The sequence below is a fragment of the Caballeronia sp. genome, assembly GCF_028292365.1.
Classification (GTDB): domain Bacteria; phylum Pseudomonadota; class Gammaproteobacteria; order Burkholderiales; family Burkholderiaceae; genus Caballeronia.
In genome coordinates, this window is sequence record NZ_JAQGMM010000574.1 from 1 (window position 1) to 17,917 (window position 17,917).

Consider the following 17,917-nt stretch of genomic DNA (forward strand, 5'->3'; position numbering starts at 1 on the left):
GACGCATCGCGACAACACCTGCCTACAAGCAATCTCGACGTGAGCGAAAGAAGGTAGAAATGCTCTTCGCGCACCTCAAACGTATCCTGAAGCTTGAGCGCTTACGGCTGCGCGGGCCAAGCGGTGCACACGATGAATTCTTACTGGCAGCAACGGCACAAAATCTACGGCGAATGGCGATTCGACTCATGGCCAAAGGTGACAAGATGGAGATTGCGACTGCGTGACGAGCGGCGCAGTCGCAGCTTTGATCAAATTCCCATATTTGCTGACGATATAAAAGGCAAAGTCGCCGCGCTGGATTTTTTCGTCATGCTAAAAAACAGCTGTTTTTCAACAGAATCGAACGGAGCAAGTCGTTCATGGCCGGCGTTGCCGAGGCGCTTGAAGTCACGTGTTTATCCCGGGCGTTAAGAGAAGTGCTCAGCCATCAGTTTCCTTTAATACCGCCGTCGCCGCTTCGCACGCGCCGCGTAATTGTTCGCGCATCAGGTCTTGAACGCGGTTATCACCGGTGGAAATTGCGTCCTTGATCTTCACGGCCTGTTCAAACGATGCACGCATCCGACCGCCACGCGCCATCGCGATTCGACGCAAGCGGCGTACCGGACCCATCAGGCTCGCGTGCGTCACCTGAAGCGTGCGGTTATCGGCGAGGGTCATCACGATCGAATAAAAACGGTCGAGCGCATCGACGTAGGCCGCGGGGTCATTGGCGGTGACGTTAGCGCGCATCTCGCCGATCACGTCTTCCAGTTGGGCGCGCCCGAGCGTCGTGATATTTTCCGCGCAAAGCTGAACCGCGAGGCACTCAAGCGCGGCGCGCACCGTATAAATCTCCGCGACGTCGCGCAGCGTAACCGACCGCACGAATGCCCCGACGCGCGCGACAACCGTCACCAGACCCTCGCGTTCGAGCTGCGCAAACGCCTCGCGCATGGGCGTGCGGCTGACGTTCAGCTGCTTCGCGACCTGTACCTCCGATAGCCGGCTGCCCGGCGCCAGCACGCCTTCCACGATCGCTTCGCGCAACGCCGGCACCACCACGCCGTCGCTGAGCGAATCGCTGGACGCATCGACCATGCGCAATTTCGAGTGATATTTGCGGCCGATCGCTTCGAGCGCTTGCTCGGGCGCATTGGCGAGATTGTCCACGTCGGCGAGTTTCATTGCAGGGGCCATTGACTTTCCGTTGTTCGATGAATACGCTGTATACAGCTTATACAGGATGATTATACAACAGGAGGCTGCTTGGAACACGCGCGCTTGCCGGACCCGGTCGTGATCGATCGATTGGGCGAAGTCTTGACCTTTACGCTGAACAATACGGCCGCCGGCAACGAGGTCACCGGGCCGATGTTCGACGCGATGATCGCTGCGCTGCGCAGCGAAGTGACCTTGCCCGCGGCGCGCGTGCTGCGCATCCGCGCACGCGGCGATGTGTTTTGCACGGGACGCGAGCGCGCCGGAACCGACGCGGCGTCCATCCATCGTGAGGTATCGCGGTTGATCGAATTGAAGCGGCTATTGCGAGCATCGCCGATGATTTCGATCGCTGAAGTGCAGGGCGATGCGTTCGGTTTCGGCTTTGGCCTCGCCATTCTTTGCGACTTCACGCTGATATCGGACGGCGCGAAACTGGCCTTCCCCGAGATGCGCAAGGGCTTGCCGCCCGCCGCGATCATGGCTTATCTCGGCCGGTACGCGCTCCCCAAGCAAGTGTTCCCGATGGTCCTTTTCGGCGATCCAATCACGCCAGATGCCGCACTGAACGCCGGTCTCGTGACGCGGATCTGCCCGCCCGGCACATTGCAAACGGAAGCTGATGCGCTCGCCGATCGGATCCTCGCACTCGACGACGCAGGCGCGCGCCAGTGCAAGTCCTTCTTCCAGAACGCCGAGGAAAGCTCGCTCGAACACAACTTCCGATGCGCAACGGAAACGCTGACGGTATCGGCGTTGCGTCTGATGGCATCGAAGTAACCGGTCATGCATGACGACAAACCCTCGATGGTTTGCAGGAGACGGAAATGAATGTGAATGCAGGCGCACGCCTGGACCGGCTGCCGGTATCGGGCTTTCACAAGCGCATCATGTGGCTGATCGGGATCGGCATGTTCTTCGATGGCTTCGATATCTACGTGGCGTCGACGGTCCTTGGCGCCACGCTGCAAAGCGGCTTTTCAACGCTCGGCCAGAACGCGCTGTTTGTATCGCTGACGTTCCTCGGCATGATGATCGGCTCGCTCGCGACCGGTTTTCTGGGTGATCGTTTTGGCCGCCGGTTCACCTATCAAACCAACCTGATGGTCTTCGGCATCGCGTCGCTCGGCGCGGCGCTAGCGCCGAACATGATGGTGCTGATCGCGTTTCGATTCGTGATGGGCCTGGGGCTTGGCGCGGAAAATGTCGTCGGATATTCGACGCTGACAGAGTTCGCACCGCCTGCGTCGCGCGGAAAAATGCAGGGACTGATGGCCGTATTCGTCGTTTCCGGATTGCCGGTGGCGGGCTTGATCGGACTCTTCCTGATCCCCGCGATGGGCTGGCGCGCAATGTTCGTGCTTGGCGGAATTGGCGCGCTCGGCGTGTGGTATGCGCGCAAATCGTTGCCTGAATCGCCGCGCTGGCTGGAGTCAGCTGGACGTCATCAGGAAGCCGAAGCAATTCTTTCGAGGATTGAAACCGAGGTGAAGGCCGAACACGGCGGTACGTTGCCGGCGCCATCGCCGAAGCCTTCGATTGCGCCATCGCGTGCGCTCGGCTCGCTTTTTACCGGCGCGATGTTGCCGCGCATGATCGTCGGATGCGTAACGCTAGTGGTGATCAATACCTTGCTGTACGGCTTTGTTACGTGGCTGCCGACGTTCTTCGTGCATCAGGGGTTCAGCATCGCAAAGTCGTTCGGATATGCGCTCGTGATGTCGATCGGCGCGCCTATCGGTTCGGGCATCGGCGCATTGACCGCTGACAGATGGGGGCGCAAGCCGACCATTATCGGCGCGTCGGTTTTGGCGATTATCTTCGGCGCGATCTATCCGTTCGTGAACAACCCGATCATGTTGCCGGTCGTCGGCTTGCTGCTTGTGATCCCTATTTATGTGCTCGTCGCGCTGCTGTTCGCGATCTACGTGCCCGAGCTGTTTCCGACTGAAGTGCGGCTCCGTGCATCGGGTATTTGCAATACGCTGGGTCGAGGTGCAACCATCGTCACGCCGTTCATTGTCGTCGCGCTTTTCGGACATTACGGCGTGGTCGGCGTGCTCGCGTTGATGATCGGCCTGCTTGCCATTCAGATCGTGGTGGTGGCATGGCTCGGTGTGGAACCGACCGGCCAGCGCCTGGAAGATATTCAGCCGACGGACGTGCCTGCACGCCTCAATGTCGGCGCAGATACGCGGGTGTCCCCGCTCAAGTAAATGGAGAAAGCAAGATGGATGCAGTCAATAAGCAGTTCCTGAGCGCGCAGTTGTTCATCGACGGAAAGTTCATCGATGCCGCGTCGGGCGAGACCATGGACATTATCAACCCCGCCGATGGGGCCGCGATCGGCACGTTGTCGAAGGCGTCGGCGCAAGACGTCGACCGCGCCGTGCAATGCGCGCACAACGCGTTTGAAAGCGGTGTCTGGCGCGACATGCCGTTCCAGCAACGCGCGCGCGTGCTGAATCGTTTCGCTGATCTGTTCGAAGCCGACCTCGAAAACTTCTACAAGCTTGAGACGCTCAACAACGGCCGGCCAATCGTCGAAACGCGGGCGCAGATTTCACGCTTGCCGCAGTTTTACAGATACTTCGCCGCGCTTGCGCTCACGCGACGCAGTGATGTGATTCCTATCGAAGGGCCGTATCTTTGTTATACGCAGCGCGTGCCGCTCGGCGTGTGCGCGTTGATGACATCGTTCAACCATCCGTTGATGATCTTGTCGAAGAGCCTCGCGCCTGCGCTCGCGACTGGCAATAGCGTCGTGATCAAGGCATCGGAACAGACGCCGCTCACGACCGTGCGTCTCGTCGCGTTGTTGCAGCAGGCGGGCGTTCCTGACGGCGTGGTGAATGTGATCAACGGCGAGGGCAAGGAGGCGGGCGCGGCGCTCGCGCGCCATCCGCTGATCGCGAAGGTCGTGTTTACCGGCGGCACCGAAGTAGGCCGTTCAATTGGCGAAGCAGCCGCTCAGACCTTCGCGCTGACGACGCTCGAACTGGGCGGCAAGGGCGCGGTGATCCTGTTCGATGACATGGATATCGATCGCGCGGTGAACGGCGCGGCGTTCGCGGCGTTTATCGGGGCGGGGCAGACGTGCGTATGCGGCGCGCGGTTGCTGGTGCAGGAGACCATCTACGAAAAATTCCTGGAGAAATTCCGCGCGAAGGTCGAGGCGATTCGCGTCGGGAATCCCGCCGATCTGAACACGCAATTAGGGCCGGTCATCTCCGGGCGTTCGCGGGCGCGAATTCTCGGCATGCTGGAACGCGGCATTGCGGACGGCGCGAAGCTGCTCGCGGGCGGCGGCATTCCTCCGCATTTGAGCGAAGGTTTCTACCTTCAACCCACCGCGTTTTACGATGTCGATCCGAAATCGGAACTCGGCCAGGGCGAGGTGTTTGGTCCCGTCACGGTGATCATGCCCTTCAAGGACGAAGCGGACGCGCTGCGCATTGCCAACGATACCCAGTTCGGTCTCGCAGCGTCCGTGTGGACACTCGACGTGGCCCGTGCGCATCGCGTGGCGAGCAAGCTGGTGTTTGGCATGGTGTGGATCAACGATCATCATCGGCTGGATCCGGCTTCGCCCTGGGGTGGTTTCAAGAATAGCGGCGTCGGACGCGAAACCGGTATCGAGTCGTTCGATCAGTTCAGCGAGCCGCGCGCCGTCACGGTCAACACGAGCGGCGTCACGGTCGACTGGTATGCCGACGATGGTCAGCTTAAGCGCCTTAATTAAGAATAAACACGGTTTCGCAGATGGCCGGTTCGACGGACCGGTCATTCCGCACTTTTTTCCTATCCGCGCTACAAGTTTTAGCACAACGGCAATACGTGCCTTAACTGTCTATATCAAGTTTTTAGATTGATCTAAAGAATCAAAACCTGTTTAACGTTTGCCCCGGATATTCGGACCGGCTTCCAGCGTGCATACTGCTTCATACAAATAAGCAATGAAAGAAAACCATGCACGGGGAAAAGAGGCCGCTTTACTACGTGGGACGAATGCTCCATCCGCCATTGCGCGCGCGGCTGAAAGAGCGTTCGTGGGAGGTCGAGGTTCTCGAAGCGGGCGCCGTGCCGAAGGCGGGCATCAAGCAACTATCGGCCGGGATTCTTGATTTTTCGTCACTCGAATTTCCGGCGGATCTTCGCTACCTTCACGAACTCCTCGCAAGTTCGCTCGCCGGTTGGGTCGCGCTGGGTCATCGCGAAGACCTGGAAGATGCAACCGTGCGAGGTCTGATTCGCGACTATTGCTTCGACTACATCACGCTTCCTACACCGGATGACCGCGTGGTCGATGCCGTCGGTCATGCGTTCGGCATGGTCGCGTTGCAAGTGAATACATCGAGCGATGCACGCGACGGCCGTCCCGAAGGCGAGATGGTCGGATCGTGCGAGTCCATGGTCGCGTTGTTCCGTTCCATTCGTAAAGTCGCGATGACCGATGCGCCGGTTTTCATTTCAGGCGAATCGGGTACGGGCAAGGAACTCACCGCGGTCGCCATTCACGAGCGTTCGACGCGGCGAGACCAGCCTTTTGTCGCCATTAATTGTGGATCCATTCCCGCGCATCTTTTGCAATCCGAACTATTCGGTTACGAGCGCGGCGCGTTTACCGGCGCGAATCAACGCAAGATCGGCCGTGTGGAAACTGCCAACGGCGGCACGCTTTTCCTCGATGAAATCGGCGACCTGCCGCTCGAAAGTCAGGCGAGCCTGCTGCGCTTCCTGCAAGAGCGCAAGGTCGAACGTCTTGGCGGACACGGGTCAACACCCGTGGATGTGCGCATCATCTCGGCCACGCACGTCGATATGCAAACAGCGATGATCGAAGGGCGTTTCCGTGCCGACCTGTATCACCGTTTATGCGTTCTCCAACTCGATGAACCGCCGTTACGCGCGCGCGGCAAAGACATCGAATTGCTCGCCAAACACATGCTCGGCCGCTTCAAAAAGGAAGCGAACCGGAAATTGCGCGGCTTTGCGCCCGATGCCATCGCTGCAATTCATAACTACGGGTGGCCCGGCAACGTGCGCGAGCTGATCAACCGGATTCGACGCGCGATCGTGATGTCAGAAGGGCAGCAGATCAGCGCCAGCGATCTCGAACTTGCCGACTATGCGGAAGTCCCGCCGGTGTCGCTCGCGCAGGCGCGCGAGTCGGCGGAGCGGCAGGCGATTGAACTTGCGTTGTTGCGTCATCGAGGACGGCTCAGCGATGCTGCGCAGGAGCTCGGCATCTCGCGGGTCACGTTGTATCGCTTGCTGACGTCGCATGGGTTGCGTGCGGACGTCGGCGCCACGCCGGCACAGGATTCCCGGCCGGCGGCGTGACGCGTTATCGACGAGAGGAAACGGCAGGGAAAGCCGTACTCGAACACATGGGCGAACCGTATCTTTTCGTGGCCGGCATGCATTCGGTCATGTCTCAGCTCGTTCAGATTCGCGCCAACTATATGAAGGGTTCGGGCAGCGATGTTCACGTCGCGACGGACACGTATCGATGTGATTCGATTGAGGCGATGGACCGGCTATTGAGCGATATTCGTGCGAGACGTATCGATGCAATCGATGTCTCGGAGCGGCAGTGGGGTGCGCGGCGCCTGGTGATCAACTATTTTGGTGCGTAAGGGTTCGTATTGATTCGTTGGAGAAATCGATGAAAAGGAAGACCAGGGGCGTGGTGATCGTGCCAATATTGATTGGCCTCGCGGTTGCCGCCGTCGTCTGGGTCGCGAGTTACCGCGGCGGTGGGCCGAAGCTGGCGGATGCGGATGGATCGCCTTCGAATGTTGCGTCCGCTCCGATTGCGGCGAGCGGTTCGAGCGATGGTTTGATCGCCGCAACACCCGGAACGAAACCGCTGAAATAGCGAAGAATTGACGCTTCGGGTCATGCATAAGCAAAGACCTATGATCCGTTAAACAATCTCTGATTATCGTGTTGGTCTGCACGGCCTTAGGCTTGCTTGTTTCCGTTGCCGTGATCCTTGAGGCCTCCAATTGCAATGAACAACACGATCATTCTTTCCCATCCCGCCTGCCTTGAACATCGTCCAGGTCCGCATCATCCGGAGTCGCCGGAGCGTTTGAAAACTGTGTTGAACGCACTGCGATCGCATGAGTTCGCGTCGCTTGAATGGCGCGAGGCGCCGCTCGGCACAATCGAACAAGTGCAGTTGATCCACGATGCGGCGTTCATCAATGAGATCGCCGAGATGGCGCCCAGCCACGGCTACGTGCCGCTCGATGGCGGCGATACGGTGATGTCGCCGGGATCGTGGGAGGCCGTGATGCGCTGCGTCGGCGCGGCATGCGCGGGCGTAGATGCGGTGATGAACGGGAAAGCCCGTAACGTGTTCTGCGCGACGCGGCCGTGCGGCCACCATGCAGAGCCGTCGAGGGCGATGGGCTTCTGCATTTTCAACCAGGCCGCGATTGCCGCGGCTTACGCGCTGGAAACGTTTCAACTTGAGCGCGTCGCAGTCGTCGATTTCGATGTCCATCACGGCAACGGCACGCAAGCCGCATTTTTCAATCGGCCGGAATTGTTCTACGCGTCGAGCCACCAGTCGCCGTTATATCCGGGGACGGGCGCTGCATCGGAAACCGGCGTGGATCACAACATCGTCAACGTCCCGTTGCCGCGTGGCTGCGATTCCGCGCTGTTTCAGGCTCGCATTGAATCAGGCATGTTGCCGGCTGTACGCGATTTCGATCCGCAGCTCATCATCATTTCGGCGGGTTTCGATGCACATCGGCTCGATCCGCTTGCGGGCTTAAATCTCGAAGACAGCGATTTCCACTGGATCACCACGGAGCTGGTGCGTATTGCCAATGCCGCGTGCGAAGGGCGCATCGTCTCGATCCTCGAAGGCGGTTATAGCCTCGAAGCGTTGGCTTCCGGCACGACCGTACACGTGCGCGCGCTGATGAATACCGCGTCCGACTGAGCATTCAAGTCGAGCCGATGCGTTCGTCTGCCGACAAGTCCCGCTGGGTCTTGATGAACACGGCTGTCGGCACGTTCGGGACTTCTTGCGCGAGGCGGTCGAGTTCCTCGCGAATCTCCACGAAGTCGTGTGCCGCCCGCGCGCCGAGCCTCTTGCAGCAAGACTCGGCGGCTCTACGGGTTTCGCGAACTTGAAGAATATGCAGATCATTGATTGATAAGGAATTTCAGGATCAAACCGCTAGAAATTGCCCAAAAAGGACGATTACCCCGATGCGCGCGCCGGGACGCACCCGCGCAGCCTCGTCACTCCGTGCATCGAACAAAGGCGCTTCTACCGCGCCTTTAATTTTGTCCGGTCATGCCCGATTTGCCCGATGTTATGATTATTTTGATAAATATCTTGCGGAATTTTGTTTGTCTACACTGCAACCGGGCAAATCAAACACAATCGCATGCGGAGCGAATCGATGACTATGGAATCCGGATCACGTCGTAAAGCGTTGAAATTTGGAGCGGCGGCCGCCGTAGGCGCACTGGTGGGGCCGTACGTCACCCGCAACGCATCGGCGGCTGAGCCGATCAAGCTGGGAAGCCTGCTCGACGGAACCGGCGCGCTTGGCCTCGAAGGCCGACGCATGATCCAGGCAACCGAATTCGCCGTCGGACAGATCAACGACAAAGGCGGCCTTCTCGGGCGGCCGGTCAAGCTGATTGCCTACGACACGCAAAGCAGCATCCAGCTCTACACGCAATACGCGCAGCAACTGGTACTGCAGGACAAGGTTGATGTGATCCAGGGCGGAATCACGTCGGCTTCGCGCGAAGCCATCCGGCCGATCTTCGACCGCAGCAAGACGCTCTATTTCTACAACACGCAATACGAAGGCGGCGTGTGCGACCGCAACGTGTTCTGTACCGGCACGACGCCTGCGCAGACGGTGGACCACATCGTCGAGTATGCGATGAAGAACTGGGGCAAGAAGGTGTATATCGTTGCGGCCGACTATAACTATGGCCACATCACCGCGAGCTGGATGACGAAGTTCGTCAAGGCAACGGGCGGCACCGTGGTCAATACGGATTTCTTCCCGCTCGACGTGACCAACTTCTCCTCCACGATCAGCCGTATCCAGGAAGCGAAGCCGGACATGGTCCTCTCGGCGCTGGTCGGTGCGAACCATGTCGGGTTTTATCGGCAATGGGCCGCCGCGGGAATGAAATCGAAGATCCCGGTGGGCGCGACCGTGTTCGGTCTCGGCGACGAACTCACGACCATGGACGCTGCAACCACCGACGGCATCATCACGTGCTTCGGGTTCTACAACAACCTCAACACGCCGAACGCAAACGCCTTCGTCAAGGGCATGCAGGCGAAGTACGGGCCTGGCCTGACCGACCTCGGCGAGCTCGATACCGCCACGTACGAAGGCATCATGCTGTGGGCGGAGGCGGTGAAGAAAGCAGGGTCGGTGGAGCAGGCGAAGGTCGTGACGGCGCTCGAAACCGGCATCACCATCGAAGGGCCATCGGGCACGGTCAAGATGGACCCGGCGACGCATCACACCATTCGCAACGCCTATCTTGCGCGGCCGAAAGACAAGGTGTGGGAGATCCTGCAGACCTTCCCGAACCAGTTTCCGTCCGATACGGGCGGCGCGTGCGATCTCATCAAGTCACCGCGCACGAACAAGCAGTTCACGCCGGCCTGAGGAGGCGCAATCCATGGATCTGACCGGGCTACTCGCCTTCAACGTGCTGACCGGCGTCGCCACGCTCGTGCTCATCACGATCGGCCTCGGCGTCATCTACGGCATGATGCGCATCATCAATCTCGCGCACGGCGAGTTCATGATGCTCGGCGCTTACACGGCCGTGACCGCGAGCACGGCGGGCGTCAACATCTGGGTGTCGATGCTGATTCTTCCGCCCATTGTCGTAGGTCTGGTTGGCCTGGTGCTGGAGCGCACCATCATCCGGTTTCTCTACGGCCGCATGATGGACACGATGCTCGCTACATGGGGCATCAGCCTGGGTCTCATCGGCCTGATCACGTCCATTTTCGGCAACGTGGTGAAGTCGGTGCAGATGCCGGTCGGCAGTTTTTCGATCGGGCAGTACCACGTGAGCGCATATAGCCTGGTCATCATCGGCATAGGTATTGTCGTGCTCGCGGCCTTGCTGGTGCTCTTGCGCCGCACGCGATTCGGCCTGATCCTGCGCGCGACCATGCAGAATCCGGCGATGTCCGCTTCTCTCGGCGTCAGGCCCTCGGCGGTCTACATGGCGACGTTCTCGCTCGGCGCGGCGCTCGCCGGTCTCGCGGGCGGCGTGCTGTCGCCGATCTCGGGCGTGTCGCCGGGCATGGGCGGCGCATACATTGCGAAGGCGTTCATTACCGTTCTGGGCGGCGGTCCTGCGATCATCGCGGGGACGGGTCTTGCGGCGGGGCTTTTTGGCTTCATCAACGAGATCGTCTCTTTCCTGTCTACGCCAGTCATTGGCGATATCGCGCTGCTTGCTTCGGCGGTCTTGCTGATCCGCATCCTGCCGCAGGGCATCACCGGACGTTTCCTCAGGCGCAGCTCATGAAATCGCTTCGTTCAGGATCCTTTTTGGGCGGCACGGTTGCGGTCGTCGTGATTTGCCTCGTGGTCATGTTCGCGTTGCCGCGCACCATCAGCGCGTTCGGCATCATGCAGGCGACGCTGTTCGCGGGCATGGCGATCTACGGCTTGAGCCAGGGTTTCGTGTGGGGTTATGCGGGCATTCTGTCGTTTGGGCAAGCCGCGTTCCTTGGCATTGGCGCCTACACATACGCCATCGCAGCGATCAATTTGGGCGATACCACGCTGGCCGCGGGGTTATCGATCGTCGCGCCCATGTTGTTTGCGGCGTTGCTCGGCTACTTCATGTTCTATGGACGTATCTCCGATGCATACATTGGCGTGATCACGCTGACTGTGTCGGTGATCCTCTTCGAACTGATGAACTCGACCTCGGGCAGTCAGTATCACATTGGGGACGCTGTGCTTGGCGGGTTCAACGGTATTCCCGCGATCCCCGTTTTTGCACCGCCCGGAAAACCGGACGAGCCGCTCGACCAGATCGGCGTCTGGTATGTCGCAATGGGCGCGCTGATCGTGGTGTACGGGTTATTGAAGTGGATCCTTGCGTCGCGTTTCGGACGGGTCGTGGTCGCTATCCGCGAGAACGAAACGCGCGCCATGCTGATTGGTTACGACCCGCGCATGTACAAGCTGATGTCGTTCGTGGTCGGCGCGGGCATTGCCGGCGCGGCAGGTTGCATCTTCGCGAACTGGGGCGGTTTCATCAGCCCGACCGTGTTCGCGCTCACCATGTCGGCGCAGGTCATCATCTCGGTGCTGATAGGAGGCCTGGGTACGTTGATTGGACCGATACTCGGCGCGGTCGCCATCCAGTATCTGATCAACGTTGCAGGAACGCAGCATGTTATCGATCCAAGCCTGGGCCTCGGCATTGTGCTCGTCGCGTTCGTGCTGCTGGTGCCACAGGGCGTCGTGCCTGTCGCGCGTTCATTGTTGATGCGACTGAGTTCGCCATCGGGAGGAATGGTCGGATCGCCTTCTTCGTCCGCCACCGCAAAGCCGGAGTCGCACTGATGAACGCTCTCCCTCCGCTTCTTCAGGCCCAAAACGTCACCATGCGTTTTGGCGGCGTAACTGCCGTACGCGCGGTTGATTTCACTTTGCGGGAAGTCGAGCTGCGCTGTCTGATCGGTCCGAACGGCGCGGGCAAAAGCACCTTCTTCAAGATGCTGACCGGTCAGTTGAAACCGACCGAAGGCAGCATTCATTTTCGCAGCCACGATGTTACCGGCAGCAACCCGCATCAGATCGCGCGATTGGGCGTGGGTATCAAGACGCAAGTGCCGAATGTGTTCAACGGACTGAGCGTGCGTGAGAACGTGTTCATTGGCGCGGGGCGGCGCAAGTCGATGGCGCACGCACGTCGTATCGTGGATGAAACCCTGACGCGGCTCAAGCTCGATGGCATTGCCGACCGGATCGTCGGCCAGCTCGCACACGGCCAGCGCCAATGGGTGGAGATTGCCACGGTGCTTGCTCAGGAACCCGAACTGATTCTGCTCGATGAACCTGCCGCCGGCATGAACCACGAAGAAGTGCATCGCACGGCGGAGCTGATCCAGGAAATCAACAAGACGCAGGCACTGGTCGTGGTGGAACACGACATGCAGTTCATTCGCATGATCGCGCGAACGGTGACTGTCTTCTCGCAGGGTGCGGTGCTGGTGGAAGGCTCGGTGGATACCGTCTTGTCGGACCAGCGCGTGAAGGATGTTTATCTCGGGAGGCGTGCGGCATGAGCGGCGAAAATGCAGACACCGCAGGCACGGTGCTTTTCGAGGCAACGCAGTTGTGCTCCGGCTACGGGCGCATCCCGATTCTCAACCAGGTCAATTTCTCGGTAAAAGCCGGCGAGCGCGTGGGGATTCTCGGTCACAACGGCATGGGCAAGACCACGCTGCTGCGCACGTTAACAGGGCATCTGCCCACCACTTCCGGAACCGTGCGCTTTAACGGCGTGGACATCACGCACTACAGCGCGACGGCGCGTGCGAAAGCTGGAATTGGCTACGTGCCGCAGGGCCGCGAGATATTTCCAACACTGAGCGTAATGGAAAACCTGCGCGTGGGATGCCTGCTGTCCAAGCGCGCCGAGGCTGCGACCATCGCGGAAATTCTCGACCTGTTTCCACGCTTGAAAGCCTATCTCGATCGTCCCGGCGGTGCGCTCTCAGGCGGCGAGCAACAACTGCTGGCGCTCGCGCGATGCCTCTGCGGCGGACCAAAAATCGTATTGCTCGATGAACCCACGGAAGGGATCCAGCCTTCGATCATCGATGAAATCATCGACACATTGAAAAGCGTTGCCGAGCAACGCAGCCTCACCATCTTGCTGGTCGAGCAGAACCTCAACTTCATTGCTTCTCTGTCGCAACGCATCCTGATCCTGCAGAAGGGCACCGTCACGCGCGAGATCCCGCCCGAGATCGTCACCGACCCGGCGATGCTCGACGAGTTCGCCGGCATTGCCTGAGCCCCTTTGAAACCGGAATTCTTCCATGACCAACACGACCATCGATGTCACCGAACTTACCGTCGAACAAGTCCAGTCAGGCTTTGCCAGCGGCACGCTGACTTCCGAGTCGCTGACTGCGGCGTTCCTCGAACGTATTGCACAGTTCAATCCGCGCTATAACGCGATCATCTTCCTGAACCTCAAAGCGCTCGATGACGCGCGCGCCATCGACGCCCGCCGCGCGGCTGGCGAAGCGCTCGGGCCGCTCGCGGGCGTACCGGTTGTTGTGAAGGACACCATGGACATGGCGGGTTTCCCAACGACTGCTGGCTGGACGCTGCTGTACAGCCCGACTGGCGGCGTGGACCTGATGCCTGCCACGGATTCGCCAGTCGTGGCTCGCATGCGCGCAGCCGGCTGCGTGATCCTCGGCAAGACGAACGTGCCGGTGCTCAGCGCAACGGGGTCGCATGCAAACGATAGCTGGGCGGGACCCACGCTCAACGCGGTCGATACATCGTTCATGCCTGGCGGCAGCAGCGCGGGCACTGCGACGGCGGTCGGCACGAGCATGGCCGTTCTCGGTCTCGCCGAGGAGACCGGCGGGTCGATCCAGAACCCTGCATCGGCACAGGCGCTGGTTGGCATCAAGCCGACCTTTGCGCTGGTTCCCAACGCGGGCGTGATGCCGCTTGCAGGCAGCACGCGCGATGTAGTTGGCCCCATCGCGCGATGCGTACGCGATGCCGCATTGACGCTCGACGTGCTCGCAGGATTCTCCGAAGAGGACCTCAAGACGGTGGCAGGCGTCGGCATGAAGCCGCGCGGCGGATATGCAGCGGGCTTGCGCGACGACGCCCTCAAGGGCAAGCGGCTTGGGCTCTACGGTCCGGGCTGGCGCGACCGGGCGTTATCGGTGGAAACCATCGCGCTTTATGAACGCGCGCAAAAAGAGCTCGAGGCACGCGGCGCGATTCTTGTCGCAGACCCCTTTTCGGGCAGTGGTTTTGCGGCGCTCGGCAAGCCCGCGCCGGGATCGGATCACTTCGACGCGCGCGGCATGGAAAGCCTCCCTTACGACATGCAGAAGTACCTCGAACGCCTTGGTCCGGGCAACACGATCAAGACCTGGACGGATTTCGTCGATGCAACCCGCGCCGAAGATCCGTTCGGGCCGTCCGGCGTGCTGACCTACATGTCGTCGCTGCCGGACATGGAAGCAAACTTGCGCGACGCGGCGGCGCCGCCCGTGATCGGCGCGTTTTATGCGCTGCGCGAAACCTACCTTTCGATCTTCGAAGAAGTCATGACAAAGCACGCGCTCGACGGCCTCGTGTTCCCACAACTGCGCGATGCATTGCCGCCGCGCGAAGGAACGGAAACGCTGCACGAAACGACGGTATGCGAGATCAACATCGCCGGCTTGCCGGGCGTTACGTTGCCGGCCGGATATTACGAATCAGGCTCTCCGTTCAACCTGATTTTTGTCGGCCGCCGATGGAGCGAGCCGGCGCTTCTCGCGATGGCATACGATTACGAAACCGCCGGACGTCATCGGCGAACGCCCGTCCTTACGACTTGAATATGAGGACGGCTGCCATCTTAGAAGAGCAGGAACAGAACAGCTTATGTCCGAGCACAGATATCAGGAGATCTTGACGCGGCTTCGCGACAACGGGCGCGTCTCGGTAACGCCCCTCGCGAAGCTCTTGAGCGTGTCGGAGGAAACCGTCCGCCGCGACTTGAAGGAACTGGAGCAGAGCGGCATGCTGCGGCGCATCTACGGCGGGGCCGTGCCGCCACGTCTTGACGTCGAACGTCCCGTGACCGAGCGCGGCAAGGTCAACGTGCGCGGCAAGGCGCGTGTCGCGGAAATCGCCATGCCGCTGGTGGAAGACGGCATGTCGGTGTTTATCGACTCAGGAACAACCACGGTTGCGTTCGCGCGGCGCCTGATCGGGCGCAACGTCACGGTGACCACGAACTCCATCGATATTGCTTTGCTGCTGGGCACGAGCGTGACCCGCGTGAACCTGACGCCGGGCATGCTGCGCGGCAAGGACAACGCATTAGTGGGCTACGAGACGCTCTCCTACGCGCGGCGTTTTTTCTACGATGCCGCGTTCATGGGAATTGCCGCGTGCGATCTGAACCACGGCTGGATGGATTACGAAGAACACGAATCAAACCTGCGTGGTGTGCTGAAGTTGCAGACGCGCTTGTCGGTGATCCTTGCCGACATCGACAAATTCGGGCGCGAGGCGTACCTCAACACTTTTCCAATCACGGAAAAAGTGACTGTGGTCTGCGACCGCGCGCCACCCGCGCCATTCAAGGAAATATTTGCAGAGCATGACATCAAAATCATCCATCCCTGATGCATCCGAACCCGGCAAGTTGGCAAGGCTGCTCGCCGGGTTCGCGCAGTTCGGCGGCCTCGCGACCGGCGGCGTGACGCGCCTGTGCGCGAGCGCGGCGGACGGCGAGGCACGCGACGCGTTCGCTACGTTGTTGCGTGAAGCGGGCGCCGAAGTGTCGACCGACCGCGTTGGCAATCAGTTCGGTATCTTCCGCCTTGCAAGTCGCGCCGATGCACCGCTCGTGATGATGGGCTCGCATCTTGACAGCCAGCCGCGCGGCGGACGCTTCGATGGCGTGCTCGGCGTGCTTGCGGCATTCGAGGCGGGACGGCGGCTGATGCTCGCAAAACGCGCGGGGGTATCGTTTGACAGTGACTTTTGCGCGGTGAACTGGACGAACGAGGAAGGCGCGCGGTTTCGTCCGAGCCTGCTCGGCAGCGGAACATTTGTTGGCAAGATAAACATGGAAGACGCGCTCGCGAGCCGCGACGACGACGGCGTGACACTCGCCGACGCGCTCGCCGCGATTGGTTATCGTGGCACGGATGCACCGCCTCGCGCGCCATCCTGCTACGTCGAACTGCACGTGGAGCAGGGCGCGTTGCTTGAAGCGGACGACGTGCCTATCGGCGTCGTCACGCGCAACTGGGGTGCGGCGAAAATCGACGTATCGTTCAAGGGCGAACAGGCACATACAGGGCCCGCCAAAATGGGCTCGCGTCGCGACGCCTTATTGGCTGCGGCGCAGTTGATCTGCGACGTGCGAGCGATTGCAGACAAGTGGCCGGACCGGATTCATACGTCGGTGGGAAGGCTCGTCGTGCAGCCTAACTCGCCCAACGTCGTGCCGTCGCAAACCGACTTGTCCATTGAACTGCGTGCCGTCGACAACAGCATTCTCCACGAAGCTGAAATCATCGCGATGCAAGCAATCAATGACGCCGCGAAGCGGGCCAACGTCGCAGCCGAGATCAGCAATCGTACCAGCCGGCCAATTCGTGTACTGCCGCCGGCCGTGGGTGAACTCGTGAAGCTGTGTGCGTCGGAAGCGGGCGTGCGCAGCCGGGAAATAGATACCGTGTCCGGGCACGACGCGCTTAGCCTGCTCGACACCTGTCCGACCGGACTCGTGTTCGTGCCGAGCGTAGGCGGCATTGCGCATAACGAAAATGAAGACACGCACTCGGACGATCTCGATACAGGCATGACGGTGCTCCTGCGCGTGGCAACCCGCCTGTGCCAGTCGAGCGGTGATCCGGTTGCAGCGGCGAGGGGAGCTTGACGTCATGGCACTTTCGCCGAATGTGGATGCTGCCATCCGCTCAATCGATGCCTGGGCGACTGCACGGATCAGCTGCGAAGCCGCGCTGACGCCGGTCATGTCGCCGATGCATCGAGGTGTATCGAGCGAGTGCTTTCGCCTGGGTATTAATGACGGCCCGCCGTCGTTCTTCGTCAAGATCGCACATGGCGATCTGGCCGAGGCGGTCGACGTGGGCGCGTCGTATCGGGCTGCGGCTGCGGTGGCTGCGATCGGCCTCACGCCGCACCCGCGTCACCTGAATGAATCATTTGGAATTGCCGCGTTCGATCTGCTCGATGACACCTGGCGCACCGCACATCTCGACGATCTTGCCGTGCCTGCAACGCTTGAGAAGCTGCTCGCGGCGAAGCGCGCGATTCACGCGCTCCCTGCGTTCGAACGTGATTCGAACGTGTTTGATCGTATCGGCCGTCTCGCCGCTTCCATGACGCTGACTGCAGACCTCGCGGCACTGGTCGCGACCGCGTCGCGCATGAGCGCTGCAATCAACGCTTCGGGCATCGATACATGTCCGTGTCATGCGGACGGCGTGACATCGAACGTGATGCTGCATGGCGATGACTCGACTGGCGCGGTGCAACTGGTCGACTTCGATGAAGCTGCCAACACCGACCCCGCATTCGATATCGCCGTGACGCTGAACGAAGTCCTGCCCGAGCTTTCGACGTGGCCGGCAGCACTGGAAATGACGAACGGCCACGTGACAAACGCAATGCTCGCGCGCACGCGTTGCTACGCTTTCGCCGATGACTTGCGCTGGGGTTTATGGGGATTGAAGATGAACGCGACGTCGCCGCGCCGGCACATCGAGTTTCTGAAATACGCGCAATGGCGTTTGCTGCGCTGCTCGATGGCCGCATCGCGCATGGATACCGATGACTTGCTCACGCTGATCTAAAAAGGGGCAATGACAATGCCGACAAAAATGCTGGGTTCGGCCTCAAGCGACGCCGAACGGGAAATCGAAGCCGTATTGCGCAGCGTC

18 protein-coding genes are annotated in these 17,917 nt (G+C 60.4%); 17 read left to right on the top strand and 1 reads right to left on the bottom strand.

What is annotated here, in order from left to right; genetic code table 11:
• Positions 1-227, top strand: a 227-nt coding sequence (locus JWR14_RS33765; RefSeq protein ID WP_299718140.1) for a transposase, incomplete at its 5' end; no start/stop codon positions are given.
• 196 nt (positions 228-423) lie between these two features.
• On the opposite strand, the gene JWR14_RS33770 is transcribed toward JWR14_RS33765, so the two are convergent.
• The gene (locus JWR14_RS33770; protein WP_299718142.1) at positions 424-1,182 is read right to left on the bottom strand and encodes a GntR family transcriptional regulator; all 759 of its coding nucleotides are present in this window, start codon (positions 1,180-1,182) and stop codon (positions 424-426) included.
• Positions 1,183-1,251: 69 nt separating this feature from the next.
• On the opposite strand from JWR14_RS33770, the gene JWR14_RS33775 reads away from it, so the two are divergent.
• The 16 genes from JWR14_RS33775 to JWR14_RS33850 all read left to right on the top strand — a co-directional run bounded on the left by JWR14_RS33775 (position 1,252) and on the right by JWR14_RS33850 (position 17,830).
• Positions 1,252-1,983, top strand: coding sequence for an enoyl-CoA hydratase/isomerase family protein (locus JWR14_RS33775; protein ID WP_299718144.1), 732 nt, complete (start codon positions 1,252-1,254; stop codon positions 1,981-1,983).
• 47 nt (positions 1,984-2,030) lie between these two features.
• On the top strand, positions 2,031-3,419 hold the full coding sequence (locus JWR14_RS33780; protein ID WP_299718146.1) for an MFS transporter: 1,389 nt from the start codon (positions 2,031-2,033) through the stop codon (positions 3,417-3,419).
• Between the two features lie 14 nt (positions 3,420-3,433).
• Positions 3,434-4,945: an aldehyde dehydrogenase gene (locus tag JWR14_RS33785; protein ID WP_299718148.1), complete on the top strand. Its 1,512-nt coding sequence runs from the start codon at positions 3,434-3,436 to the stop codon at positions 4,943-4,945.
• A gap of 227 nt (positions 4,946-5,172) precedes the next feature.
• Entirely contained in the window at positions 5,173-6,546 is a 1,374-nt protein-coding gene (locus JWR14_RS33790; RefSeq protein WP_299718150.1) for a sigma-54 dependent transcriptional regulator, read from the top strand.
• Positions 6,543-6,842 carry a hypothetical protein gene (locus JWR14_RS33795; RefSeq protein WP_299718152.1) on the top strand — a complete coding sequence of 100 codons (300 nt, stop codon included), beginning with the start codon at positions 6,543-6,545 and terminating at the stop codon, positions 6,840-6,842. Before JWR14_RS33790 ends, JWR14_RS33795 begins: the two co-directional genes overlap by 4 nt.
• 29 nt (positions 6,843-6,871) lie before the next feature.
• Complete coding sequence (locus JWR14_RS33800; RefSeq protein ID WP_299718154.1) at positions 6,872-7,084, top strand: hypothetical protein; 213 nt, start codon at positions 6,872-6,874, stop codon at positions 7,082-7,084.
• 135 nt (positions 7,085-7,219) lie between these two features.
• Complete coding sequence (locus tag JWR14_RS33805) at positions 7,220-8,164, top strand: histone deacetylase family protein (RefSeq protein ID WP_299718157.1); 945 nt, start codon at positions 7,220-7,222, stop codon at positions 8,162-8,164.
• Positions 8,165-8,633: 469 nt separating this feature from the next.
• Complete coding sequence (locus JWR14_RS33810; protein WP_299718159.1) at positions 8,634-9,875, top strand: ABC transporter substrate-binding protein; 1,242 nt, start codon at positions 8,634-8,636, stop codon at positions 9,873-9,875.
• 13 nt (positions 9,876-9,888) lie between these two features.
• Positions 9,889-10,755, top strand: coding sequence for a branched-chain amino acid ABC transporter permease (locus JWR14_RS33815; RefSeq protein WP_299718161.1), 867 nt, complete (start codon positions 9,889-9,891; stop codon positions 10,753-10,755).
• Positions 10,752-11,807 (top strand): branched-chain amino acid ABC transporter permease, encoded by a 1,056-nt coding sequence (locus JWR14_RS33820; RefSeq protein ID WP_299718163.1) that lies wholly within the window; start codon positions 10,752-10,754, stop codon positions 11,805-11,807. The genes JWR14_RS33815 and JWR14_RS33820 overlap by 4 nt, the downstream gene beginning before the upstream one ends.
• Positions 11,807-12,532, top strand: coding sequence for an ATP-binding cassette domain-containing protein (locus JWR14_RS33825; RefSeq protein ID WP_299718165.1), 726 nt, complete (start codon positions 11,807-11,809; stop codon positions 12,530-12,532). Before JWR14_RS33820 ends, JWR14_RS33825 begins: the two co-directional genes overlap by 1 nt.
• Positions 12,529-13,266, top strand: coding sequence for an ABC transporter ATP-binding protein (locus tag JWR14_RS33830; RefSeq protein ID WP_299718167.1), 738 nt, complete (start codon positions 12,529-12,531; stop codon positions 13,264-13,266). The genes JWR14_RS33825 and JWR14_RS33830 overlap by 4 nt, the downstream gene beginning before the upstream one ends.
• Positions 13,267-13,291: 25 nt before the next feature.
• The gene (locus JWR14_RS33835; protein WP_299718169.1) at positions 13,292-14,830 is read left to right on the top strand and encodes an amidase; all 1,539 of its coding nucleotides are present in this window, start codon (positions 13,292-13,294) and stop codon (positions 14,828-14,830) included.
• Between the two features lie 46 nt (positions 14,831-14,876).
• Positions 14,877-15,626 carry a DeoR/GlpR family DNA-binding transcription regulator gene (locus JWR14_RS33840; protein WP_299718171.1) on the top strand — a complete coding sequence of 250 codons (750 nt, stop codon included), beginning with the start codon at positions 14,877-14,879 and terminating at the stop codon, positions 15,624-15,626.
• Entirely contained in the window at positions 15,601-16,890 is a 1,290-nt protein-coding gene (locus JWR14_RS33845; protein ID WP_299718174.1) for a Zn-dependent hydrolase, read from the top strand. Before JWR14_RS33840 ends, JWR14_RS33845 begins: the two co-directional genes overlap by 26 nt.
• A gap of 4 nt (positions 16,891-16,894) precedes the next feature.
• Entirely contained in the window at positions 16,895-17,830 is a 936-nt protein-coding gene (locus tag JWR14_RS33850; protein WP_299718177.1) for a phosphotransferase, read from the top strand.
• Positions 17,831-17,917 lie beyond the last annotated feature (87 nt).